Genomic DNA, 21951 nt, shown 5'->3' with positions numbered 1-21951 from the left:
CGGAGTAACGAAGTAGCTGCGTAGCGGAGTAAGTGTTTCTTGAGCGCAGTTGCTCAATTACTCAGTTACTCTCTAGCCTTCGCGCATTACGTAGCCCATCCCGACCACCGTGTGAATGAGCTTGGGAGAAAAATCACGATCAATTTTCTTCCGCAGGTAGCCGATATACACGTCGATGATGTTGGTCGTGGTGTCGAAATCCACCTCCCACACGCGCTCGGCAATATCTACGCGCGAAACAATGCGGCCTTGGTTGAGCAGCAGGTGCTCCAGCAGCGAATATTCCCGGGTAGTAAGGTCGATGCGCTGCCCGGCCCGCGTTACGATTTTAGCACCTAGGTTTAATTGCAAATCAGCGAGTTGCAGAATCTGCGGGGTGCTGGTTTCGGCGTAGCGCTTGGTCAGGGCCCGCACCCGCAGGAGCAGCTCCCGAAAAGCAAAAGGCTTCACCAGGTAATCGTCGGCACCTGCCTCGAAACCGGCCTCCTTGTCGGCCAGGCTATCCAGGGCCGTAAGCAGCAGCACAGGCACGCGGTGCTGCCCCTGCCGAATGCGCCGGCACAGCTCCACGCCGTTGAGGTAGGGCAGGTTCACGTCGAGCACCACAATGGCGTAGGGCTGCTGCTGGTAGAGCCCCCAGCCAGCGCGGCCATCATAGGCGACCGTCAGCTCATAGCCTTCATGCTCAAACCCTTTCTTCACAAAGGACGCTACCTGCGGATCATCTTCAACGAGTAAAATCTTCATGTGCGTGGGCGGCTGAGGCCATTTGCCTGCTGAGCTTACCAGGCCGGGCAAAAGTAAGCACGGTTTGATCAGCACCGCGGCATCCGGCCCGGCGAAAACCTAGGTCTGCAAGCCGGATCACTGCTAGTAATACAGGAAGCAATGAATTATCCTACTTCTGCGTTAGCATACATATGAGAAAGCTGCTGTTGATCCTGGTGCTGCCAGCCCTGCTACTAACCGATTGCACGAACCGCTACCGTCAACTTAATACCGGCGGTGGTCGCCACACCCGGAGTAATTTTCACCGCCATCCGTAGTGCTTTTAAGTCATGCTAAGCTGGTCGAAGCATCTCTACCGCTTCGTTGCGCTGGTAGTAGGATTTACTTTGGCAGTAGAGATGCTTCGACCAGTTCAGCATGACCGGAACAGCTTCTAGGTAAACTAGAGCAAAGCACCTAAGACAGCTTATCTGTCTTAGCAGACTAATAAAAAAACGCGCTGCAAACGAAGTGTTTGCAGCGCGTTCTAAGGCAATGAGCCCCCAGCCGGGATCGAACCAGCGACCTACTGATTACAAGTCAGTTGCTCTACCAGCTGAGCTATGGAGGCGAATTGGTGATGCAAAACTAGCTAAGGAATCGTATTTCGCAATCTAAGCAAACGAATTTCTCCCGATTTTTTAATTAAAAAGGAGCCATACTCCTGATTTTAAAAAGATTAAAATTCAGGCTACGTCGTAGAAATATTCATCAGGAGGTTGCACAGCAGCCGAAATTAGCGCAAAAAAGGCACTTGACCGTAAGCCAAGTGCCTTTTTTGTCAGTAGAACAACAGGCAACTACCCTAGCTACGCACGACTTTCAACTGCCTTTTCAGCCCTTCAATTCGGGTTTTGGCTTCATCGATGCGGCCCTGGTACTCAGCGCGGAGCTGATCGGCGTTCTTCGAGCGGGCGAAGAAGTCGAGGTTGGTTTGCAGGGTAGCAATGTCGTTTTCGAGCTCGTTGATCTCGCGGCGCAAGCCTTGTTCTTTCCGGTAAAGCTGCTGCTGGGCATCAGGGCTGGCTTTCAGGCGCTCTACTTGCAGCTGGAATAGCAAATCATTGCGCTCGGCGTACGACAGGCCCGGAACCGTATCCAGGTACTTACCCATCAGGGTCTGGAACTTCTCCTCAGCCCGCTCGGCTGCACCACGCGGGCCCGCGGCCGCACCTTCGAAGGTGCGCCACTCGGCTACGTGCTGGCGGAAGGCCTCAAGCGTGCCGGGGTTGTCCACATTCAGCCCGGCCACGGCATCAGCCAGGCGGTCGAGGTGGGCAGCCTGCTCGCTGGAAACCTGCTGGGCTTGCTGCTCGCGCTGCTTGACCTCCTGGTTTTTACGATCGAAGAACGCGTCGCAGGCGGTGCGGAAGCGGTTCCACACTTTGTCGGACTGCTTTTCGGGTACGCGGCCGATGAGCTTCCACTCCTTCTGCAACCGAATCACAATTTCGCGGCCTTCTTCCCAGTTCGGGTTGTGCAGCGCTGCTTCGGCTTGTTCGCACAGCTCCAGCTTGCGCTTCAGGTTGGCGTTTTTCTCTTCGTCCAGCGCTTTGAAGAACTGGTTTTTATGCTGGAAGAAGCCTTTGTAAGCCGCCCAGAACTGCTTGTTCATCTGCTCGGCCTTGTCGCGGGGCACCAAGCCGGCGGCATCCCAGTCATTCTTCAGCTTTTGCAGCTCATCGGTCTTAGAGCGCCACTCGTTTACGCGCTCCGTATGGAAGTCGGCGTAGGGCTTGATCTGCTCCAATAACTCGGACTTGCGGGCTAGGTTGGCATTCTCCTGCGCCGAGCGCACATCCACAAACTCCTTCTTGCGGTTGTGTACTTTTTCCGAAGCCTGCAAAAAGCGGTTCCAGATGGGCTCGCGTTGCTCATTGGGCACCGGACCAACATGCTTCCACTCCTCATGCAGCTGACGCAGCTCCTGCAGGGCTTTGTTGATGCTGCTTTGCTGACCTAGGGCCTCAGCGCGCTGAATCAGCACTTCCTTGGCTTCGAGGTTGCGGCGGCGGTCCAGTTCCTTCATTTCGAAGAACAGACCGCGGTTGTTATAGAAGATATCGAGCAGGGCGTGGTAACTGTTCCACAGTTCCTGCGCATCCTTTTGCGGCACGGGGCCGGTCACCTTCCAGTCGTTTTGCAGGGCTTTGATGCGGGCCGAGCTGTCCTTGGTTTCGGAGGACTCTACCAACTGTCGAAGCTGCGAAAGCAGATGCTGCTTATGGGCTAGGTTGCGGGCGCGCTGCTCATCCTCCGCCTTGGCATCGCGGGCGCGGCTTTCGCGGAACTCCTGCAAGGCTTTGGCAACTTCCTGGTAACCAACGGGACTCTGAAAAACAAATGCCTCTGCCTCTCCACCCTCGGCCGTGAAGCGCTGACGAGCGGCATTGCGCTCCGCGGCTACTGCCTGCTCATACTGACGGTTCAGGTCAAAGATCTGCTTACGGTTCTGGCGCGCATCGGGGCGACGCAGCAGGTCGAGCAGGTAGGCACCCTGAGCACCTAGGTCGAGCTGCGAGAAATCGGGGCCGCTCGTTTCGGGTACGTAGTCGTCTTCGTCGCCGCTGGCTTGCAGGTCGTGTAGTTCCGCGGCAGCCTCGGCGGCGCCTTCATTATCGGAAGTAGGAAGCGCAGCCAGCTCCATCGGCGCATTGTCGATGTCTTCGGCCGAAGCCAGCGGGAAAGCGGGCAATGTAGTGGTAGCCGGCGCATCGGGAGCCGTAGCAGGCGTTTCTGCTCCTGCCACGCCGGACAGGGCTTCCGGGTCGGGTGTAGTAGCGGGTTCCAGCGAGCTTGCCTCAGCGTCCGAGTTCCCCGACAGGGATTCAGGCTCCGGCGTGACCGCCACATCCGAAGCAGTTGGCTCGGCAGCCAGGGCATTCACTACACCAGGGTTTTGGGTGCCATAATGCTCTTCCGCCCGAGCCAGTGGAGCAGAAGCTTCTGCGCTGGGGCTCGGCGCCGGCACTTCGCCGACAACCGCGTTAGAAGGCTCAGCATGCGCCTCGGCCGTACCGGCACCTAGGGGCTGCCCGGCTGCGGGAGCCGGGGCACCTTGCGCCGGCAACTCCGTAATGTCTTCGGGCGCGGTGGGCACGGCAGCAGTTGTTTCGGCCGGCACATTGGCGGGAGCAGATCCCTGAGCAGAAGGCGCAGGCTCTTCCGCCTGACTTTGTTTAGATTGGATTTCCGCCAGACGGCGTTCCAGAATGCTCATCGGCGACTCCGACGCGGCGTCGGAGTGGTTGGGGGCGGTGTTTTCGTTTTCAGGTACCATGATTCAGCGGAAAGGCCCGCAAGGTAGGCAGCGGGCAGTGGAAAGCAGGGCGGCGGGGCAGATTAGTTCAGGCGTGGGTCCACGGGGTAATTGGACAAGACGCGGAAGCGGCCGCCTTTTTCGCGCAGGATGGATTGCCAAAAGGCATCATTATCCAAAGTAAATACTTTCCCGGCAGCATTCGGGTGCACAATCCAAACATTTTCCCCCACTTCGCCCGTCAGCTGCCCGGCCGTCCAGCCCGAGTAGCCGACATACAGGCGCACATCGTCGGCACCTAGCTCGCCGCTTAGCAGCAAGCCGAGCAGCACCTGAAAGTCGCCACCCCAGTACACATCCTGGCCCAGGGCTACCGCGTCGGGAATATCGGGGCGCTTGTGCAGATAGTGCAGAGTATCAGGCTGTACGGGTCCGCCCAGCCCAAGTGGCACGTGCGCGGCGGGCGAAGCTTCGCCATACGGCAGCTCCAGCACGTCGCCGAGTTGGAGGTTGGTCTGGCGGTTGAGCACCAGGCCAAAAGACCCTTCTTCTTCCGAATGCCGGCACAGTAAAATAACGGTGCGCTCGAAATTGGGGTCGCCCAGGAAGGGCTGCGAGATGAGGAGGCTACCTGGTTTCATTGCTCAATTATTAGTTCTTTTTATTGACAAACACCACTGATTCAGGCGAATCACGGCACTTGTGCCTGCTACAAAACAGGTGGGCAGCGGGGCGTGAAGCACAACCTAGGTTCTCTCCCCACTCACTGTTTGCGCAGCCTCTTTATTTGTCTTACGTCGGTTCGCGGGCTACAGGTTCCCGGCGCGGCCACATTTGCTACCTTGCGCCTTTTCCAGCGTCAGTACCAGTACCGGTTGGTGGTGTGCCAGCATAGGCTTAGCACGATGACAACCGGATCGACCAGCTGCTGGTTAACTGTCAAACGCACCTGACTTGATGACAAACGATCAATACCTAGCCGACCTGCGCAGGACGTACGCCCAACGCACCCTCACCGAAAACGACGTCGCGCCGGATGCCGTGCAGCAGTTTCGCACCTGGCTGGATGAAGCCCTGGCCGCCCAGCTCGACGAACCCACGGCCATGACCCTGGCTACTGTTGGCTCTGATGGTCAGCCTTCTACCCGCGTAGTGCTGCTCAAAGGTCTGCCCGAAGACGCAGGCTTTCTTTTCTATACAAATTATGACAGCCGCAAAGGCCAGGAGCTAGCCCACGAGGCCCTGGCGGCTATCAACTTCTTTTGGCCCGGCCTGGAACGGCAGGTTCGGGTGGAAGGCAGAGTCGAAAAAGCGCCCGCCACTATGTCGAACGCCTACTTTCAAAGTCGGCCGCGGGGCAGTCAACTGGGCGCCTGGGCTTCACCGCAGAGCCAGGTAATCGGCAGCCGGGAGGAGCTGGAGCAGCGCGAAAAGGAGGTGGAAGCACAGTTTGCCGACCAGAACCCCTTGCCCCGCCCGCCGCACTGGGGTGGCTACATCGTGCGCCCCACCCGCATCGAGTTCTGGCAGGGCCGCCCCAGCCGCCTCCACGACCGAATCTTATACGAAAAAGAGGGTGAGGGCTGGAAGCGCAGCCGCCTGGCACCATAAAAGAAATTTTGAGTGTTGAGTTTTGAATGTTGAATGATCGTGCTTAGAAGCCAGTCATACAATTATTCAACACCTGACACTTTCAGCCTTTTCATTCAAAACTCAACATTCAAAACTCAACATTTCCGAGTGGCTGAAATTCGACCCGTGCGCGGCTGGCGCTACAATCCGGAGCTAGGTGCTGCCATCGACGCGTATGTTTCGCCGTTGTTTGATGTGGTGTCGCGGAAGCAGCGCGAGGCGCTGTATCACAACCCGTTGAATAGCATCCACCTTTCGGTGCCGCGCGGCGAGGATGCGGCGGGTGAAGCCGTGCGCACCTTGGCCGACTGGCAAAAGACCGGCGTGCTGCGCCAGGATGAGTTGCCGGGCGTGTACGTGTACTACCAGTATTTCCGGCTGCCGGGCAGCGCGCGCGAGTATTGCCGCAAGGGTTTCATGTGCCACATCCGGGCGTATGATTGGAGCGAAAACGTGGTGCTGAGGCACGAGAACACACTGCCGGTTTCGGTGAACGACCGCGCCGAGCTGCTGGCCCGTACGCAGTTGCAAAGCAGCGCCACGCACGGCCTCTACCGCGACGACACGTTCGAGCTGGAGCGCTACATGGACGAGGCCATCCAGGACCCGCTCTACCAAACCGAGGAGGACTACCAGGGCGCCCGCGACGTGCTGGCCATGATTCAGGACCGCGACATAATTCACCGCTTCCTGGCGTTGCTCGCCGATAAGCAGGTGATTCTGGCCGATGGGCACCATCGCTACGAAGCTTCCCTGGTGTATCGTCAGGCGCGGCAAGTAGCTGATCCAAAAGCGACTGGCTTTGAACTCTGGAACTATCACTTGATGTACCTCACCAACGCCGCGGCCGACGACCTGCGCATTCTGCCGACGCACCGCTTGCTGCTGGAATTTCCTGGTGAGCTTTCCAATGAGGAATTTCTGAAGCGACTTGCTCAGTTCTTTACCGTGCTCGGGCAGGATGATGCGTATGACTTGCCGGAAATTATTGCTGGCAAGCGCTGGGCCTTCGGGCTGTACCTAGGTGGGCAGGCCTACAAAATCCGGCTGAAGCCCGAGGTGCACGCGCAGCTCGCCTGGGATACCACGACAGAAGTTAAAGCGTTGGATCTGACGGTGTTGCACTACTTCGTACTGGAGCGGGTGCTTGACGTGGTTGGGCCAGATGCGCAGCGCAACTGGCCGGGTGTGGCCTACGTGCGCAGCTTCTCCGAGTGCTTGGCGCAAGTAGACCGCGGCACGGCCCGCGCGGCGTTCATTACCAACGAAGTAACGATGGATGAGGTGGAGCGCGTGTGCCACTCCGGCGCCGTGATGCCGCCCAAGTCCACGTTTTTTTACCCCAAAACCATCGTGGGCTTCCTGTTCACCAGCATTCGCGACCAGGAAGCCGACAACCCATTTCTGCAATGCGTTTAGTATTAGCCTCCAACTCCCCGCGCCGCCGCCAGCTTCTCACCGACCTAGGTTTGCGCTACGAAATTCGTTTGCTGGAAGTAGACGAAAGCTTCCCGGCTCACCTGGTGCGCGCCGAGGTGGCAGAATACCTGGCCGCCCACAAAGCGGAAGCCTACCGCGCGACCCTGGCCCCCGACGAAGTGGTGCTCACCGCCGATACCATCGTGTGCCTCGACGATGACGTGCTGAACAAGCCCGCCGACGAAGCCGAAGCCAAGCAGATGCTTACGCGCCTGCAAGGCCGCGCCCACGACGTGTACACCGGCGTGTGTCTCCTCACCGGCGACGGTCGCCGCATCGTGTTTTCCGACCAGACGCGCGTGTATTTCCGCACCCTCTCGCCTGCCGAAATCGAGTTTTACGTCCGGAACTACAAGCCTTTCGACAAAGCCGGCGCCTACGGCGCGCAGGATTGGATCGGCATGGTGGCCGTAACCCGCTTAGAAGGCTCTTACTTCAACGTAATGGGCCTGCCGGTGCACCGGGTTTGGGAGGAGCTGGAAAAGCTAGGTGTCAGCATTAGCTGACTAAGAACGTCATTTCGACCAACGGGAGAAGCGTGCTGATGTTGAACGTCATGCTGAGCTTGTCGAAGCATCTTGCAGGCTGTCGTTGTGGTAGTAATCCTGACGATTGGACTTACCATTGCACGCGAGATGCTTCGACAAGCTCAGCATGACGTTCTGGTATTACGGATTTGGCTCCGCGTCTAACCTGGCTAACAAATCCTTTTGGGCGGCTTCCCACACGTCAAGCTGCTTGTTCTCCGTCCACATATTGCGCGGCTCTGAGTCTTTGAGCACGGCTTCCACGGCTTGCTGGGCCAGCTCTATTAGCTCATCTTCGTCGCTTATATCGAGGCGCTGCACCACAGGCAGCAAGCCGGGCAGAAAATCGGTGCCGGGGTGCCCGCGCCAGGCGGCCACAATTTCGGCAGCGGCCAGCGCGGGCAAAGCCACTTCGGCTTCTACAAATTCTTCCTCGTCGGCAGCAGTAACCAACGTTTCGAGCAGCAGCACTTCGCTGCCATTGTTCATGAACTCGCCGGCAAAATCGGTGGCGTCGTCGTTATCAAAGTTGTAAGGTCCCCAGGCGGCCATAGTCGTGGTTCAGTTTGCGGTTTGAACTCTGATACGTTTGTAGCCGCAGAACGAACAACCTAGCCTTAAAATTAGGCTAGCTACTTGGCCTTTTCGCGCGGCCCTTGTCCTGCTCTTGCGTACTGATAGGCAGCGAGTTCCTGCACCGTATGATAAGCATCGAGCCCGGAAATAGCCACGTCGCCGGCGCCGTTCAGATCCACCGTTCCATCGGGGCGCAGCAGGTTTTCGGGCAGATACAAGTCGATAACTTTGCCCACCAGCATGATCGTGCCGGTCGCCTGCACGGGCACTTCTTCCACCAACTCCAAGCCCATCTTGATCTGGCTTTCTTGCACATACGGCGCTGAGAAGTCATTCAGATACTCCGGCGTCAGGCCGCAGGCGGCAAACTCTGATTCCTCGCGCGGGAAATCGGCGGAGGTGTAGTGCGCCTGCGCCACAAAGCTCGCCTGCACGTGGTTGATGGTGTAGCGGCCGCTGGCTTTGATGTTCTCGTAGGTGTGGCGCGGCACCGTCGTGGGGCGCGTGAACATGCCGATAAACGCCGGATTAGAACCTAGGTGCACTACCGAGCTGAAGATGGCCAGGTTCGTTGCGCCGTCGTTCCCAGCCGTGCCGATCAGGTTGGCCGGCTTATAGCCCGTAATGGAGTTAATCAAATTCAGGCGGAATACTTTTTCCATGCCCTGAATGTCCTGCTCGGTAATATGCTTCATGTAGAGATTTGATAAACATCTGTCATCCTGAGCGCAGCAACGCGGAGCGAAGGACCTGCCTCTAATGTGCGAAAAGCTCATCTATTATACCCCGAGCCTTCTTTCGTACTGCACCAAAGCTAGCTTGAGAGCTTGAAGGTATTGGGTGTTTGGTAGAGCTTTTCGCTTCTCAGAGGTAGGTCCTTCGCTCCGCGTTGCTACGCTCAGGATGACAGACAAGAATAGCGGCGGATTGTTATTGTTATTGCTACAGCTTCGCCTTCGTTGCAACCGTGGCCGTGGCCATGCCCATGATGGCCACGATAATGAACGACACGCGCAGGCTCGTTGCGCCGGCAACCAGCCCAATCATCGGCGGACCTAGCAGAAAGCCCAGAAAACCAATAGTGGAGACGGCAGCCAGGGCCGAACCGGGCGACATCGTTTTGGACTTGCCCGCCGCGCTGTACACCAGCGGCACCACCGAAGACACCCCAAAGCCCACCAGGAAAAAACCGAGCACCGCCGTGGCAAACAGGGGAATCACCACCGCCAGCAACAAGCCGCCAGCCGTGAGGGCACCACTAAGCTGCAAGGTGCGGCGCAGTCCGAAGCGGTCTTTAAACCAATCGGCCCCGAACCGGCCGAGCGCCATCGTGCTCATGAACGCGGTGAAGCCGGCTCCCACCAACGACGGTGCAGGCTGTACGATTTTCTTGAAATACACGCCGCTCCAGTCGAACATCGCCCCTTCACAGATCAGCGAGAAGAAGGCAATCAGCCCTAGGGTAAGCAGCTCTTTATCGGGCTTGACGAAGATCGGCTGATCAGGATTAACGTTATGATCTTCAACTAGTAAGTAGCGCGAGCAGATAGCCGCGCCGGCTACTCCGGTCGCCATAATAAACAGAAAGTGCTGCCCCGGCACAATACCTAGCCCAATCATGAACGTGCCGATGGCCGCGCCCGCAAAGCCCGCCAAACTCCACAGTCCGTGAAAAGAGGCCATGATGGATTTGCCATACAGCGCCTCCACTCCCACGGCTTGCGTGTTAACGGAGATATTGGCCGTGTTGCTGGCAAAGCCAAACACGAACAGGCACAAAGCCAGTTGCATGATGTTCTGGGCCCAACCTAGCCCTACCAGCGTGACCGAGTAAAGCAGCAGCGCCGCGACAATCACCTTCCGGCTGCCTTCCTTGGCAATCAGCCAGCCGGCTATCGGCAGCGAAATCATCAGCCCGACGGGCATGGCGAAGAGCACCAAACCAAGCACCGCGTCGGAGAAACCTAGCTTCTGCTGAATGCTCGGAATGCGCGACGCCCAGCTGGCAAAACACAAGCCCAACAGAAAAAACATGGCGCCCACGGCAAGCCTGTGGGTGCGCTTCGGAACGTACGCGGGTGCTGAAACGGAAAGCATAAGATCGGGTATTTTGCCAGATGCACAGACATCCAAAGTTGGAAGTTTGTTGCGCCGGGCACATAAAATCGGCAGAACCTAGGTTCCCGCAGAGGTATGTGGGAACCTAGGTTCTGCTCAGTAAGAAAGAGCTAGTGCCCACGCGCCAGCAACACGATGCCGCCCACAATCAGCAACAGACCTAGGCCTTGCGGCAACGTGAGCGTTTCGCGCGCCACCACCAGCCCCAGCACGGCCGTGAGTAGCACCGAGCCGCCCACAATCACCGGCGTGCCCACCGACGACGGCACGCCCCGGCTGAACACCACAAAGGTCAGAATCTCGGCTAGCCCCACTCCTAGCCCTGCCAATGTTGCCAGCAGCAAGCCTTTGCCGGTGACAGGTAGCGGCTGCCCTTGCAGCTTGAGCTTCAGCAGCCACGCGGCACCTAGGCCAGCGGCCACAAGTTGCAGCACTACCGCGCCCACTGCCGCTGGCAACTGATCAGAAGCTAGCTTGATGAAGAAGTTGTAGAGCGCCAGGCAGAAGGCGGTGAGCAGAGCGAGGAGAAGCCAGGGCATAGTCTAATATATTTGTGATATGAACTGGTTTTTTACTATTTGGGCGCTGGTCATCATAGGAATGGCAACTCGACATATTTTCAAAGAGAAGTTGCGAACCAAGAACTTACGCTTGCATGGTATTCGGGCGCAGGGAGTTGTTATCCGGAACAAGTTTCACTTAAGTCGTATCTCCGTATTTCGACCAGTTATTCAGTTTCAAACTCAGCAGGGAGAGGTTATCGAAGCAGACGATTTACACGGATGGGCAATGGCTATTCCTAGGTTTTCCAAAGGGGAAAAAGTGACGGTTCTGTACGAAGAAGGTAATCCAACTAATTTTGAGTTGGTGTAGGGAGCGTGGGTTCCTACGATACCCGATTTTGATTACTCGATATTCCTACCGAAACTTCTCCTTCAACAGCTCAATTTCTACGGCCGGCGCTACCTTCTCGTACAGCACCCGATACGCGGCGTCGGTGATGGGCATAAACTCCTTAAGCTTCTTGTTCAGCTCGTGAATGCTCTTGACGGCGTAGTAGCCCTCGGCCACCATGTTCATCTCCATCTGCGCCGATTTCACCGAGTAGCCCCGGCCCACCATGTTGCCGAAGGTGCGGTTGCGCGAAAACTGCGAGTAGGCCGTCACCAGCAAATCACCTAGGTAGGCCGAGGCCGACAGGTCGCGCTGGCAGGGGCTGAGCGCGTGCAGGAAGCGGCGGATTTCCTGCACCGCATTGCTCACCATCACCGCCTGGAAGTTGTCGCCGTAGCCGAGGCCGTGGGCGATACCGCAGGTCAGGGCGATGATGTTTTTCATCACGGCGCAGTACTCAATACCGTCGAGGTCGGCGCTGGCGTGGGCCTTCACGTAGCGGTTGCGCAGCAGCGCGCAGAAGTCCTCGGCCAAAGCGAGGTCGGGGCCGCCGATGGTGAGGTAGCTTTGCTTTTCCAGGGCTACTTCTTCGGCGTGGCACGGGCCGGCCACTACGCCCAGTTGCTCGGGCGCGAGGCGAAAGCGCTGCGCCACGTAGTCGGTCACTAGCACATTTTTGGCCGGAATCATGCCCTTAATGGCCGAAATGATACGCTTGTTTTTCAAAGCGTCGCGGTCGAGCTTGTCCAGTACAGGCTGCACGAAGGCGGCGGGCACGGCCAGCACCAGCCAGTCGGCCTCAGCTACCACTTCGGCCAAGTCGGTGGCGGGAAACACATGACCTAGGTCGAAGGCCACGGAGGACAAATAGCGCGGATTATGGCGCGTGCGCTGCAAGTGCTGCACGTCGTCTTTGTGGCGCAGCCACCAGCCCACGCGGCTACCGTTTTCCGATAAGATTTTGGTGAGTGCCGTGGCCCAGGAGCCACCACCGATCATGGCAATTTTGTGCATTGGAGTTGATAGCAGGGCGTATGCGGGCGGGAATGAGCGGCTAAAGTACGATTTCCCTTGTCATCCTGAACGCACCAGAGCGGAGTGAAGGGCCTGCCTCTAAGAAGCGAAAAGCCTAATTCGAAGCTCCAAGCTATTGCCCAACCTAGGCTGTAGCGCAGAACGGATTTCCGAGCTACAGCTCCCAAATTAAGACTTCTCAGGCTACATATACGTGTGATGCGCGCAATAGCAAAACCTGCTAAGCAGCAGTAATTCAGCAGATGCAATCACATATTCATGTCCGAGTAAATAAATGATAGTGAGAATGTTGCGGCGTAAACTTGCATCACATTTACACAACGCCACAACATTTCAACCTCTCATACTTCCTCCATCATGAACAAGTTTTCCTTCACCCTCTGCGCCATCCTAGCCACCACCCTCTCGCTGTCTTCCTGCGACACCAACAAAGACAAAGAAGAAGCCAAGCCCGCCACCAAAACCGAAATGCTGACCGATAAAACCTGGATGCTGTCCGCCCTGACTACCAACCCGGCCCGCACCATGAATGGCAAGCAGGTAACCGATCTGTTCCCCTACGTGGAAGACTGCACCCTCGACGATGTACTGAGCTTTTCCAAGCCGAACGTGTACCACTTCGAAGAAGGCGCGACCAAGTGCAGCACCAACGACCCGCAGTCGCTCACGGGCAGCTGGGCTTTCCAGGAAGACGAGACCGTGCTGGCCACCACCTTCCCCGGCTACACCGGAAACACTTATAACATCGTGAGCCTCGACAATAGTACGCTCAAGCTCAAGGCCATCACGACGATCAATGGCACCAAGTACACCCAGACCTTCACGTACACGAAAAAGTAACCTAGCCTGACGCTCTGGCAAAAAGCAAAACCGCCTTTCTCCTGGAGAGAAAGGCGGTTTTGCTTTTTGTAATGTAGGAGAACCTAGCTCCAGAGCGCTACTTACTGTCGTCGTCAGCGTCTTCTTTCAGCGCGGCTTTGTTGATGGTTTTGGCGTCTTTTACCACCACGGCGCCACCATCTTTTAGGGTCTTGGCTACGGCCCGGAACGGCCCACTCACTACCTGTTCGTCCGCCTGTAAGCCGCTGCGAATCTCGATGTTAGCAAAATCGCTGATGCCGGTTTTCACGGGTACCATCATCGCTTTGCCGTTGCGCACCACGAAGACTACTTCCTGCACTTCCACCTTCGGAGCGGGCTTGTCGCTGGCGGCTGTGGGCGCAGGACCACCACCTTCCGGCTTAGCAGCTTTCGTAGCGGCGCTGTCGGAGCGGGTCGTGACGGAAGCCAGCGGCACGCTCAGCACTTGGCTTTTACGGTCGGTGATGATGTCGACCGAAGCCGTCATGCCAGGGCGGAACGGAACCACCGTGCGGCCGTTCACGGTGCGCAGCAGGTGGCGGTACGACTCCGGCAGCAGGCGAATGCGCACCTCAAATTCTGTCACAGCTTCGGCCGTAAGCGCATCTTTGGCCGTGTTGGCAATGCTGGTCACGAGCCCGCGGAACTTCTCGTCCTGGTTCGCATAGCTGTCCACTTCCACGTCGGCCGAGTCACCTAGGTGCACGTTGATGATGTCGTTCTCGTTCACGTTCACGCGCACCTCCATCGAGTTGAGGTTGGCAATGCGCATGATTTCGGTACCCGCCATCTGCGACGTACCCACTACCCGCTCGCCCTTCTCCACGTTCAGCTTGCTGACAGTACCGCTTACGGGCGCGTAGATCGTGGTCTTATTCAGGTTCTTACGAGCTTCCTCCAGAGCGGCCTGGGCGCTGGTTACGCTGCTCTGCGCCGCCCGGATGCTGGCGCGGGCGCTATTCAGCTCCTCCTGCGAGGCATTGTAAGCCGCCTGGCTAGCCTCGTAGTCTGCCTGCGAAATCACCTTTTGCTTGTAAAGCGAGGCGTTGCGCCGATAGGTCAGCTCGGTTTGCTTGGCATTGGCAATGAGCTGCTGCAACCTAGCCTGGGCCTGGCCCACGTTGGCGCGTTGTGTGCCCACCACAGCCGACTGCTGGCTCACCATTGCCTGGTAGTTATCGGGGCGGATGCGCAGCAACAACTGGCCTTTCTTCACGGAGTCGCCTTCGGCCACGTACAGCTCAATGATTTCACCCGACACGTCCGGCGAAATCTTCACTTCTGTTTCGGGCTGCACCTTGCCCGAGGCACTCACCTTCTCTACGATGTTGGCCGGCGTAGCCTTCGCCACAATCACTTCCGTGCCGGCCGGCTTCCCGACGAGGCCCTTCTTCTTGGCCACGACAAAGCCCCCTAGCCCCACAATGATAATCCCCAGCAGAATGTAGAGTAAGCGGTTGTTTTTCATACTTCGTCGAGTGACTGAGTGACTGTGTGACTGTTTGAGCAGAACACTACGTCACGGAGCTTTTTAATAGTTAAGTATCGGAGAGAAGAATGACTGAGTGGCTTCCCACTGAGTAAGGTCGTTGAACAACACTCAGTGCGAAGCCATTCAGCCGCTCTATAAAGTGAGTGGCTTGCCCTGGTAGAAATCCAGCACTTTGCGCCGGAAGATGAAGCTGTATTTCGCCTGAATCATGCTGGACTCGGCCGCGGTGAGGTTGTTCTTGGCAATGTTGAACTCCGTGCCGTTGAGCAGACCGTTGTTGAAGCGGATTTCCGAGTTGCGGTAGGATAAGGTCAGGGCGTCTACCTGCTGCCGTGCGGCAATGTACTGCCGTTGAGCCGCCAACGCATCGGCGTAAGCTTGCTGAATGCTCTGACGCAAGGTGAGGCGAGCCTGATCTAGGCGCAGCTCGGCCTGCTTCACCGCAATCAGGGAGCGTTGTACGGTCGTGCGCGTCTGCAATCCATTCAGAATCGGGATCTGCAAGGCAAACTGTAACGACCGACCTAGGTTGTTTTTGAGCTGATCCGGGAAGTCGCTGGACGCGGAGCTGCGTACTGGCTGCTTAGGCGACAAGGCCACAAAGGGAGTGGACACGGGCTGCCCCGTGGCGGCATCGTACTGAAAAACCGGCAGCGGAAGCTGAACAGAGTCTCCCGTCACAATGGGACGGGTATAAAGCGAGGAATAACCCGTAAAAATGCTGGCGCCAAACGTCAGACGAGGATAGTAGGCGCCGCGGGCCACTTCTACGTTCCGCAGGGCGGAGCGTACGCGCAAGTCGGCCGCTTTGATTTCGGGCAAGGCTGCCTGGGCCAGCTCAAACGTTTCATCCGGCTGCGCATCGGCCAACGACTGTTCGTCGGGGTCGGGCAGGTCGGGAGTTGTTACGGACAACGCGCGCGTAGCTGCGGCATTCAGGTTCATAAACTGAGCTAGCTGCAACCGGGCTAGGTCCAGCTGGTTTTGGGCCGTAATAACGTTGTACTGATCGGTAGCTAGCTGGGCTTGCAGATCCAACAAGTTGCTTTCCGCTACGCTGCCCGCCTTCAACAGCACCTTCGTCCGATTTACCTGCTGCTGCGTGCTGTTCACGCGTACTTGGTTCGTGCGCAGCAGCTCGCCCGCTAATACCGTTTGCAGAAAAGCCGACGCCACGTTCAGCGACAGATCGTTGCGGGCCTGCTCTACATCCTTTAGCCCGGCCTCGTAATCCAAGGCGTTGCGCTTTACAATGTTACGCAGCTGAAAGCCCGCAAATAAAGTTACCTGCGCCGTACCCGAAAAATTATTCGTGCGCGTGGTCTGATCCTGGAAGATGTTCGTCAGCGGGTTGATGTTGGTACCGTAGTTCCAGGCCTGCGTGCCCGAGAGGTTCGCCGTGGGCAGCAGCGCCGCCTTGCTCTGCCGCAAGGTCGCCGAAGTCAAATCGGCCGTCAGCAGGCTCTGGCGCACCGTTAGGTTGTTCTGCAAAGCATAATCGACGGCGCCTTGCAGCGTCCAGGGTCCTGAGGGGGCTGCCTGTATGGCTCCGGCCGGCGGCTGAGTGGGCGGGGTAGTCTGGGCCACGGCGCCCGCATGCACTACCAGCCCTAGCCCTAAGCCGACGCCAGCCCTAACCAGGGAGCGAATAAGCAAAGTAGAATTTTGTTTCATGGGCTAAAGGCAACTATAAATCGATGTTAGGAATATAGGTAACGCGGTGTACCCAACTTAATTGGCGCAAATAAGCCAACGTAATGTCCTTGATACCCGAATCCATTTCAATAAACTGCCGGGCGACGTCGTGCTTGCCTTTGCGCGAGACAAACATGGTGGCAATGTTGCAGTCATCGTGGGCAATGACGGAGGCAATGAAGGCAATGGAGCCGCGCCGGTCGTCGGCATCCACGATGAGCGTGTGCAGCGAGGCGGAGAAGTCGGCCGGGAAGCCATCCACCTCCACAATGCGAATCACGCCGCCGCCCCGGCTCTGCCCAATCACTTCGGCCGTCTGGCCGGTGCGCTCGTCGCGCAGCTGAAGCTTGATCGTGTTCGGGTGCATGGTCGAGGCATTGCCCACGCTCTGGAAGGTGTAGTGCAAACCCGCCTCTTTGGCGTGGTCGAAGGCGTCGCGGATGCGCTTGTCGTCGGTGGCGTACCCGAGCAAGCCGGCCACAATAGCGCGGTCGGAGCCGTGGCCTTCGTAGGTGCGGGCAAAGGAGTTGTAGAAGGTAATGACTGCGTGCGTCGGCAACGACCCTAGGATCCGGATGGCGGCCCGGGCAATGCGCACCACCCCGGCCGTGTGCGAGGAGCTAGGTCCAATCATCACGGGCCCGATCATATCGAAAATACTGCTTTTCTCCGCCATGTACGCGGTAAAGGTATTGGATTCAGAGAGAAGAACAACGCCCGGAAGCGCGTCTGTTCATTAGATGTTTATGTCCGGGTTTAGGTTGCCTCTGCCGGACTGATTTGGTTGGTTTTTCGTTCTTTGCAGCGTCGGCTGTCGTGCGAAGCCTGTGCTTCGCGTGTCATGGAACAACTTGCACTAGCCAGACCTAGGTTGAATCGTTCCATGACACACGAAGCACAGGCTGGCTAGCGCCTTCCTGCGCTTCACGCTCCACAGTTGCGGGTTCCTTTCCGCGTTGCTTTCTCATGTCTGAATCTATCTCCGAATTCTCACCCGAAGTACTCGCCCAGCTTCGCCGCCTTCAGCAGAAGTATGCTGCTGATGGTCAGGACCTAGCTGCTTACCTTGAAGGCCTGTACTACGCCGACTACGTCAATTACTGGGACTATATCGAGCTTGACACGCTGCTGAGCTTGCAACGGCCGCTCACCCAGATTCCAGACGAGCGGATTTTCATTATGTATCACCAGATTACGGAGCTGTATTTTAAACTCTGCCTGTGTGAATACGAGCAGATTGGCGCCCTGCAACAGCCAACTCTCAGTGAAATCGTGCTGCGCGTGGGCCGCATCAACCGCTACTTCGAGAACCTGATTGACTCCTTCGATGTGATGGTCGACGGCATGGACAAGCAGCAGTTCCTGCAATTCCGTATGGCCCTGATGCCGGCCTCGGGTTTCCAGAGTGTGCAGTATCGCATGATCGAAATTGCCAGCACCTCCCTCGATAATCTGCTCGACAAAGAAAAGCGTCGCCTGCTCGGCGAAGCCGCCGCCCACGACGAGCTGATGGGCTGTATTTACTGGAAAGCCGGCGCAACGGTGGAAGACACGGGCGCCAAAGCCCTCACGCTCATTCAATTCGAAGAAAAGTATACGCAGCAGCTCACCGCCCACGCCGCCGAATACAAAGACCGCAATCTGTGGAGTGTGGTGCAGCGCCTGCCCGCCGATGAGCGCCAGCACCCGCGCCTGCTGCGCCAGCTCAAGCAGCTCGACGTGAACGTGAACGTCAACTGGCCGCTGATGCACTTCAAATCGGCCGTGCGCTACCTCCAGCGCGACCCCACCGACGTGCCCGCCACGGGCGGCACCAACTGGAAGAAGTACCTACCTCCCAAGTTTCAGAAGCGCATTTTCTACCCCCAACTTTGGAGCGCGCAGGAAATGGAAGATTGGGGTAAAGGCTGGGTGGAGAGTATTTTGGAGGATAAGCGGTAAGTCAAACATCGACGGATACGATCTTTAGGTATGAAAACTATCCTCTCCGACAAGAGCTTCCGCCTGGCTATTATCATCTCGCTTAGCTTTCTATTAATTGGTTTCTTACTACTTCACTACCACCTAATTGCTTACGGCTGGGCGTTTTTTATTTTATTACCCATCGTTACGGGCATTGCCATCGGGGCGCTGCCTAGCATCAAATGGGCGTATCGGGGGCTAGCCGTTAGCCTAGCTATTTTTCTGATACTCTTGCTAGTAGGTAAGTTAGAAGGCATGATTTGCGTTCTGATGTCGCTGCCGATTATTGTGCCGCTTCTGTTTCTGGGGAGCGTTATTTCCCTGCTACTGAAGCGGTATGAACAGCTAAACGAATCGACCAATTTAAATACCCTAGCTCTCCCCTTTCTAGTGTTTCTGCTGTTTGCACCTGTTGATAAAAAGCTCAACTCAGCGCTCGAAACGATAGAAGTCTATTCAAGCACTGTCCTACCCTATTCGGCAGAGCAGGTTTACGAACAGATTAAATCTGTTGACACGCTTGATACCTATAAGCCATTTCTACTGCGCATTGGCTTGCCTATCCCGCAAAAATGCGTGCTGGAACAGGAGAAGGTAGGTGGTTTGCGAACCTGCTATTTCGAAGGAGGAAAAATAGTAGAACGGATTACCGCTCTTAAAAAAGGCGAGCTCCTGAAAATGGATATTATCGACTACCAGCTAACAGGCAGGAAGTGGCTAGGATTTAAAGAAGCCATCTATCTCTTTGAGCCAACCAGAAACGGGCAGACGAAGCTTACCCGAATCACAACGTATACCTCCGAACTAAAGCCTAGGATGTATTGGGAGCCTTTGGAGAAAATAGCTATTGAGCAGGAGCACCAATACGTTTTTGACAACCTAGCCCAGGATCTACAGAGCGCCTACGAAATCATGCCTGAGCATTAAGCACCTCCTGACACAATGATGCATCGTGCGTGGGTCTATTAAAAAGGAAAACCTAGCTTTCACCTCCAGAGGAGCGAAAGCTAGGTTCAAGCACGATTCAATGTTTTTCAATGGTAATTACGCCATTTGCCAGACCGCTACAAATCGCATGCTGGCAGCCGTTTTCCCGAGAATCAGGCAGCTAGTTCAGAAGCCTACATCGACGACTTACCGCCGCTGCTTACCGTGAAATCAACTTCCGTATTTTCCCACAGCATGGCCACTTTGCCCGTCTTATCCAGGTTGATGGTGAAGACCTCCGTGAGTTGGGCGGTCTTCTTGGGCTTCACTTTCACGCGTAGCGCATCCTGCGCGGCATCGTACTTGTAGGCGCCCCACTGGTCGGCGGTTTTGTTGAAGATGATGGTCCACTCGGTTTCGCCGGGGATGGTGAACAGGCCGTATTTGCCGGCGGGCAGCGTCTGGCCTTCGATTTTCACGTCTTTGCTGACCTCAAAGGTGGTGGCCTCGTTGGCACCCGTGCGCCACACTTTGCCATAGGGCTCCAGTGTGCCAAAAATTTTGCGGCCTTTCACCGACGGCCGGCTGTAGTCGATGGTAACGGTGGCACCGCCTACTGTGGCCGTTGCTTTGGCAGGCGGGCTTGGTCGCTTGGATTTATCTTCCGGTGCTTTGGTGGTTTGGGTGGCGGTCGTCGTCTGGGCGAGGCTGGTGGTAGTTGCGGCCGCGAGCAGAAACAGCGTCAGGCCCAGGCTTGGGGCAAGGCGGTTGGCGAGAAAGTTTTTCATAGGAGTTGTTTTGGGAAAGAAACCGTGTGCGGATACAAAGGTTAAGTACCTGACTTTATTGCTCAAAGTAAGCGGTTTTCTCGTTGCGGGCAGCAGGCACCTAGGGTTGCGAAGCTGAGCGCTGGAAACCTTCGGGGCGTGAGGCGGTAATACGAGGCAATCGGATTTATCTCCGCGCGCTGGCCGCTACGTTCCTTGGCCGGGCGCGTTTTACTACTCTCAACTTCATGGCAGCAAAACTTTTCAGCCCGTTCCGTCTGCGGGGCATTGAGCTTAAAAACCGCATCGTAGTTTCACCGATGTGCGAATATTCCAGTCAGGATGGCTTTGCTAATGACTGGCACCTAGTACACCTGGGCAGCCGGGCCGTGGGCGGCGCCAGCCTCATCATCTTCGAAGCCACCGGCGTATCGCCCGAAGCGCGCATCACCCCCGACGACCTAGGTATCTGGAAAGATGAGCACATCGAGGGCCTGAAGCGTATTACCTCTTTTCTGGAAGCGCACGGCTCGGTTTCCGGTATCCAACTGGCTCATGCGGGCCGCAAGGCCAGCACCTACAGCCCCTGGACGGGCGAAGGCGCGGTACCCGAAAACCTAGGTTGGCAGACGGTAGCGCCCAGTGCCATTCCGTTTTCCGACACCTATCCCCTGCCCGTTGCTCTTGATCAAGAAGGCATTCAGAAGGTAATCGACGATTTCCGGACGGCCACGCAGCGCTCCTTGGCGGCTGGCTTTAAGGTCATTGAGATTCACGCGGCCCACGGCTACCTACTCCACCAGTTCTGCTCGCCGCTGAGCAACCAGCGCACCGACGAATACGGTGGCTCCTATGAAAACCGCATTCGGCTGCTGCTCGAAGTAACCGAAGCCGTGCGCGAAGTGCTGCCCGCTGATCTTCCGCTTTTCGTGCGCATCTCGGCCACCGACTGGACCGAGGGCGGCTGGACGCTCGAAGATTCTATTGCGCTGGCTAACATTCTCAAAACCAAAGGAGTCGATCTGATCGACGCTTCCACCGGCGGCAACGTTCCCCAGGCTAAAATTCCTGTGGGGCCCGGCTATCAGGTGGAATTTGCGGAGCGCATTAAGCAGGAAGCCGGCATCCCGACCGGCGCGGTCGGCATCATCACCAACGCCCAGCAAGCCGAAGCCATCCTCGAAAACAACCAGGCCGACCTGATTTTCATGGCCCGCGAGTTCCTGCGCGACCCGTACTTCCCGCTCCACGCGGCCCAGGACCTAGGTGTGGATGTGGAATGGCCCGTGCAGTACCAGCGCGCTAAGCGCGTTAAGTAACTCATAGATAAGCATTTTAACAAACAGCCGGATCTGATAAGTCCGGCTGTTCTGTTTATGTCCGAACCTAGGTTATGACGCCAGTTGCCTTCATTTATCGGGGCTTTCAGGTACGTTGACCGGGTGAGTAGCTGCCCTGTGCCTCTCCTACGCGGTGCTTCCCTGGGGTGCGTTTAGGAGGTGCGTGCAACCAAAGAGTGCTAAATTGCCTCTCCATATAAAACTGCACCCCTAGTCGTACCATGAAAAACACGCTCATAGTGTTTGCCTGCTTTTTACTGGCCAGCTGTAGCCTAGGCTCCGAGAATACCTGTCGTGGTAGCGCTGTAACGTACATAGCGCAGGCAACAGGCCCCAGAACGAGCCGGGCTAATGAGGATGTTAAATTCACGGTTTCTTTTGCAGCCGAGAACAGCTGTGGCAAGTTTGACAAGTTTATTCAGGAACGCGTAGGCGACTCGGTGAAGGTAGCGCTAAGTGTCAGCTACGACGGCTGCGTCTGCACGCAGGTTGCGGTGCCTATTCAAGCAGATTACACGTTCAAACCAACCCAGCCGGGAACGTATTACCTCAAATTTTTGAGTGGCCCCACGACCTATACAGTCGATACCCTGACGGTACAGTAACGAAGCCCGAACTA

General features: G+C 56.8%; 22 protein-coding genes and 1 tRNA gene. 10 read left to right on the top strand and 13 right to left on the bottom strand.

Going from position 1 to position 21951, the window contains the following annotated elements; genetic code table 11:
* Nucleotides 1–72 precede the first annotated feature (72 nt).
* Nucleotides 73–747, bottom strand: coding sequence for a response regulator transcription factor (locus tag IEX74_RS09490; RefSeq protein WP_188813471.1), 675 nt, complete (start codon nt 745–747; stop codon nt 73–75).
* Nucleotides 748–920: 173 nt separating this feature from the next.
* Here IEX74_RS09490 and IEX74_RS23355 point away from each other — a divergent pair, with 173 nt between their 5' ends.
* The gene (locus tag IEX74_RS23355; protein WP_262892031.1) at nt 921–1046 is read left to right on the top strand and encodes a hypothetical protein; all 126 of its coding nucleotides are present in this window, start codon (nt 921–923) and stop codon (nt 1044–1046) included.
* Nucleotides 1047–1266: 220 nt separating this feature from the next.
* Here the strand turns inward: IEX74_RS23355 and IEX74_RS09485 are convergent.
* The 3 genes from IEX74_RS09485 to IEX74_RS09475 form a co-directional block, all read right to left on the bottom strand.
* Nucleotides 1267–1339, bottom strand: a tRNA-Thr gene (locus IEX74_RS09485).
* Between the two features lie 234 nt (nt 1340–1573).
* Nucleotides 1574–4048 carry a DUF349 domain-containing protein gene (locus tag IEX74_RS09480; protein WP_188813469.1) on the bottom strand — a complete coding sequence of 825 codons (2475 nt, stop codon included), beginning with the start codon at nt 4046–4048 and terminating at the stop codon, nt 1574–1576.
* Nucleotides 4049–4110: 62 nt separating this feature from the next.
* The gene (locus tag IEX74_RS09475) at nt 4111–4668 is read right to left on the bottom strand and encodes a YqgE/AlgH family protein (RefSeq protein WP_188813467.1); all 558 of its coding nucleotides are present in this window, start codon (nt 4666–4668) and stop codon (nt 4111–4113) included.
* Between the two features lie 316 nt (nt 4669–4984).
* Here IEX74_RS09475 and pdxH point away from each other — a divergent pair, with 316 nt between their 5' ends.
* The 3 genes from pdxH (at nt 4985) to IEX74_RS09460 (ending at nt 7644) form a co-directional block, all read left to right on the top strand.
* Nucleotides 4985–5638 (top strand): pyridoxamine 5'-phosphate oxidase, encoded by a 654-nt coding sequence (pdxH, locus tag IEX74_RS09470; RefSeq protein WP_188813465.1) that lies wholly within the window; start codon nt 4985–4987, stop codon nt 5636–5638.
* Nucleotides 5639–5767: 129 nt separating this feature from the next.
* Entirely contained in the window at nt 5768–7078 is a 1311-nt protein-coding gene (locus tag IEX74_RS09465; protein ID WP_188813463.1) for a DUF1015 domain-containing protein, read from the top strand.
* Entirely contained in the window at nt 7069–7644 is a 576-nt protein-coding gene (locus tag IEX74_RS09460) for a Maf family nucleotide pyrophosphatase (RefSeq protein WP_188813461.1), read from the top strand. Before IEX74_RS09465 ends, IEX74_RS09460 begins: the two co-directional genes overlap by 10 nt.
* 162 nt (nt 7645–7806) lie before the next feature.
* Here IEX74_RS09460 and IEX74_RS09455 read toward each other — a convergent pair whose 3' ends face one another.
* The 4 genes from IEX74_RS09455 to IEX74_RS09440 all read right to left on the bottom strand — a co-directional run bounded on the left by IEX74_RS09455 (nt 7807) and on the right by IEX74_RS09440 (nt 10898).
* Nucleotides 7807–8217 (bottom strand): DUF4259 domain-containing protein, encoded by a 411-nt coding sequence (locus tag IEX74_RS09455; RefSeq protein ID WP_188813459.1) that lies wholly within the window; start codon nt 8215–8217, stop codon nt 7807–7809.
* A gap of 80 nt (nt 8218–8297) precedes the next feature.
* Entirely contained in the window at nt 8298–8936 is a 639-nt protein-coding gene (locus IEX74_RS09450; protein WP_188813458.1) for a flavin reductase family protein, read from the bottom strand.
* A gap of 247 nt (nt 8937–9183) precedes the next feature.
* The gene (locus IEX74_RS09445; RefSeq protein ID WP_188813456.1) at nt 9184–10338 is read right to left on the bottom strand and encodes an MFS transporter; all 1155 of its coding nucleotides are present in this window, start codon (nt 10336–10338) and stop codon (nt 9184–9186) included.
* A gap of 131 nt (nt 10339–10469) precedes the next feature.
* Nucleotides 10470–10898, bottom strand: coding sequence for an EamA family transporter (locus tag IEX74_RS09440; RefSeq protein WP_188813454.1), 429 nt, complete (start codon nt 10896–10898; stop codon nt 10470–10472).
* A 19-nt stretch (nt 10899–10917) separates the two neighbouring features.
* On the opposite strand from IEX74_RS09440, the gene IEX74_RS09435 reads away from it, so the two are divergent.
* On the top strand, nt 10918–11232 hold the full coding sequence (locus IEX74_RS09435; protein WP_188813452.1) for a DUF3592 domain-containing protein: 315 nt from the start codon (nt 10918–10920) through the stop codon (nt 11230–11232).
* A 45-nt stretch (nt 11233–11277) separates the two neighbouring features.
* Here the strand turns inward: IEX74_RS09435 and IEX74_RS09430 are convergent, their stop codons facing one another.
* Nucleotides 11278–12267: an NAD(P)H-dependent glycerol-3-phosphate dehydrogenase gene (locus IEX74_RS09430; protein ID WP_188813450.1), complete on the bottom strand. Its 990-nt coding sequence runs from the start codon at nt 12265–12267 to the stop codon at nt 11278–11280.
* Nucleotides 12268–12645: 378 nt separating this feature from the next.
* Here IEX74_RS09430 and IEX74_RS09425 point away from each other — a divergent pair, with 378 nt between their 5' ends.
* Entirely contained in the window at nt 12646–13128 is a 483-nt protein-coding gene (locus IEX74_RS09425) for a lipocalin family protein (RefSeq protein WP_188813448.1), read from the top strand.
* 97 nt (nt 13129–13225) lie between these two features.
* Here the strand turns inward: IEX74_RS09425 and IEX74_RS09420 are convergent, their stop codons facing one another.
* From IEX74_RS09420 to sdaAB, 3 genes are all read right to left on the bottom strand, one after another.
* Nucleotides 13226–14617, bottom strand: a complete 1392-nt coding sequence (locus tag IEX74_RS09420) for an efflux RND transporter periplasmic adaptor subunit (protein WP_188813446.1) — start codon at nt 14615–14617, stop codon at nt 13226–13228.
* 156 nt (nt 14618–14773) lie between these two features.
* A complete protein-coding gene (locus IEX74_RS09415) occupies nt 14774–16315 on the bottom strand; it encodes a TolC family protein (protein ID WP_188813444.1) in 1542 nt (513 codons plus the stop codon).
* Between the two features lie 13 nt (nt 16316–16328).
* A complete protein-coding gene (gene sdaAB, locus IEX74_RS09410; RefSeq protein WP_188813442.1) occupies nt 16329–17012 on the bottom strand; it encodes an L-serine ammonia-lyase, iron-sulfur-dependent subunit beta in 684 nt (227 codons plus the stop codon).
* 290 nt (nt 17013–17302) lie between these two features.
* Between sdaAB and IEX74_RS09405 the strand changes: the two genes are divergently transcribed.
* Complete coding sequence (locus IEX74_RS09405; RefSeq protein WP_188813440.1) at nt 17303–18277, top strand: tryptophan 2,3-dioxygenase family protein; 975 nt, start codon at nt 17303–17305, stop codon at nt 18275–18277.
* A gap of 30 nt (nt 18278–18307) precedes the next feature.
* Nucleotides 18308–19225 carry an SRPBCC family protein gene (locus tag IEX74_RS09400; protein WP_188813438.1) on the top strand — a complete coding sequence of 306 codons (918 nt, stop codon included), beginning with the start codon at nt 18308–18310 and terminating at the stop codon, nt 19223–19225.
* 194 nt (nt 19226–19419) lie between these two features.
* On the opposite strand, the gene IEX74_RS09395 is transcribed toward IEX74_RS09400, so the two are convergent.
* Entirely contained in the window at nt 19420–20013 is a 594-nt protein-coding gene (locus tag IEX74_RS09395) for a DUF2911 domain-containing protein (RefSeq protein WP_188813436.1), read from the bottom strand.
* 227 nt (nt 20014–20240) lie between these two features.
* Here IEX74_RS09395 and namA point away from each other — a divergent pair, with 227 nt between their 5' ends.
* Together namA and IEX74_RS09385 are read left to right on the top strand one after the other, a co-directional pair.
* Nucleotides 20241–21311 carry an NADPH dehydrogenase NamA gene (namA, locus tag IEX74_RS09390; protein WP_188813435.1) on the top strand — a complete coding sequence of 357 codons (1071 nt, stop codon included), beginning with the start codon at nt 20241–20243 and terminating at the stop codon, nt 21309–21311.
* Between the two features lie 242 nt (nt 21312–21553).
* Entirely contained in the window at nt 21554–21937 is a 384-nt protein-coding gene (locus tag IEX74_RS09385) for an adaptor complexes medium subunit family protein (RefSeq protein ID WP_188813434.1), read from the top strand.
* Nucleotides 21938–21951 lie beyond the last annotated feature (14 nt).

The sequence above is a fragment of the Hymenobacter cavernae genome, from assembly GCF_014641455.1.
Classification (GTDB): Bacteria; Bacteroidota; Bacteroidia; order Cytophagales; family Hymenobacteraceae; genus Hymenobacter; species Hymenobacter cavernae.
This window is presented reverse-complemented; position numbering and strand designations above follow the sequence as displayed.

What these genes read in the sequence shown, in the direction of transcription:
- IEX74_RS09490 (WP_188813471.1), bottom strand. Translation starts at nt 747, where the DNA reads ATGAAGATTTTACTCGTTGAAGATGATCCGCAGGTAGCGTCCTTTGTG.
- IEX74_RS23355 (WP_262892031.1), top strand. Translation starts at nt 921, where the DNA reads ATGAGAAAGCTGCTGTTGATCCTGGTGCTGCCAGCCCTGCTACTAACC.
- IEX74_RS09480 (WP_188813469.1), bottom strand. Translation starts at nt 4,048, where the DNA reads ATGGTACCTGAAAACGAAAACACCGCCCCCAACCACTCCGACGCCGCG.
- IEX74_RS09475 (WP_188813467.1), bottom strand. Translation starts at nt 4,668, where the DNA reads ATGAAACCAGGTAGCCTCCTCATCTCGCAGCCCTTCCTGGGCGACCCC.
- pdxH (WP_188813465.1), top strand. Translation starts at nt 4,985, where the DNA reads ATGACAAACGATCAATACCTAGCCGACCTGCGCAGGACGTACGCCCAA.
- IEX74_RS09460 (WP_188813461.1), top strand. Translation starts at nt 7,069, where the DNA reads ATGCGTTTAGTATTAGCCTCCAACTCCCCGCGCCGCCGCCAGCTTCTC.
- IEX74_RS09455 (WP_188813459.1), bottom strand. Translation starts at nt 8,217, where the DNA reads ATGGCCGCCTGGGGACCTTACAACTTTGATAACGACGACGCCACCGAT.
- IEX74_RS09450 (WP_188813458.1), bottom strand. Translation starts at nt 8,936, where the DNA reads ATGAAGCATATTACCGAGCAGGACATTCAGGGCATGGAAAAAGTATTC.
- IEX74_RS09445 (WP_188813456.1), bottom strand. Translation starts at nt 10,338, where the DNA reads ATGCTTTCCGTTTCAGCACCCGCGTACGTTCCGAAGCGCACCCACAGG.
- IEX74_RS09440 (WP_188813454.1), bottom strand. Translation starts at nt 10,898, where the DNA reads ATGCCCTGGCTTCTCCTCGCTCTGCTCACCGCCTTCTGCCTGGCGCTC.
- IEX74_RS09435 (WP_188813452.1), top strand. Translation starts at nt 10,918, where the DNA reads ATGAACTGGTTTTTTACTATTTGGGCGCTGGTCATCATAGGAATGGCA.
- IEX74_RS09430 (WP_188813450.1), bottom strand. Translation starts at nt 12,267, where the DNA reads ATGCACAAAATTGCCATGATCGGTGGTGGCTCCTGGGCCACGGCACTC.
- IEX74_RS09425 (WP_188813448.1), top strand. Translation starts at nt 12,646, where the DNA reads ATGAACAAGTTTTCCTTCACCCTCTGCGCCATCCTAGCCACCACCCTC.
- IEX74_RS09420 (WP_188813446.1), bottom strand. Translation starts at nt 14,617, where the DNA reads ATGAAAAACAACCGCTTACTCTACATTCTGCTGGGGATTATCATTGTG.
- IEX74_RS09415 (WP_188813444.1), bottom strand. Translation starts at nt 16,315, where the DNA reads ATGAAACAAAATTCTACTTTGCTTATTCGCTCCCTGGTTAGGGCTGGC.
- sdaAB (WP_188813442.1), bottom strand. Translation starts at nt 17,012, where the DNA reads ATGGCGGAGAAAAGCAGTATTTTCGATATGATCGGGCCCGTGATGATT.
- IEX74_RS09405 (WP_188813440.1), top strand. Translation starts at nt 17,303, where the DNA reads ATGTCTGAATCTATCTCCGAATTCTCACCCGAAGTACTCGCCCAGCTT.
- IEX74_RS09400 (WP_188813438.1), top strand. Translation starts at nt 18,308, where the DNA reads ATGAAAACTATCCTCTCCGACAAGAGCTTCCGCCTGGCTATTATCATC.
- IEX74_RS09395 (WP_188813436.1), bottom strand. Translation starts at nt 20,013, where the DNA reads ATGAAAAACTTTCTCGCCAACCGCCTTGCCCCAAGCCTGGGCCTGACG.
- namA (WP_188813435.1), top strand. Translation starts at nt 20,241, where the DNA reads ATGGCAGCAAAACTTTTCAGCCCGTTCCGTCTGCGGGGCATTGAGCTT.
- IEX74_RS09385 (WP_188813434.1), top strand. Translation starts at nt 21,554, where the DNA reads ATGAAAAACACGCTCATAGTGTTTGCCTGCTTTTTACTGGCCAGCTGT.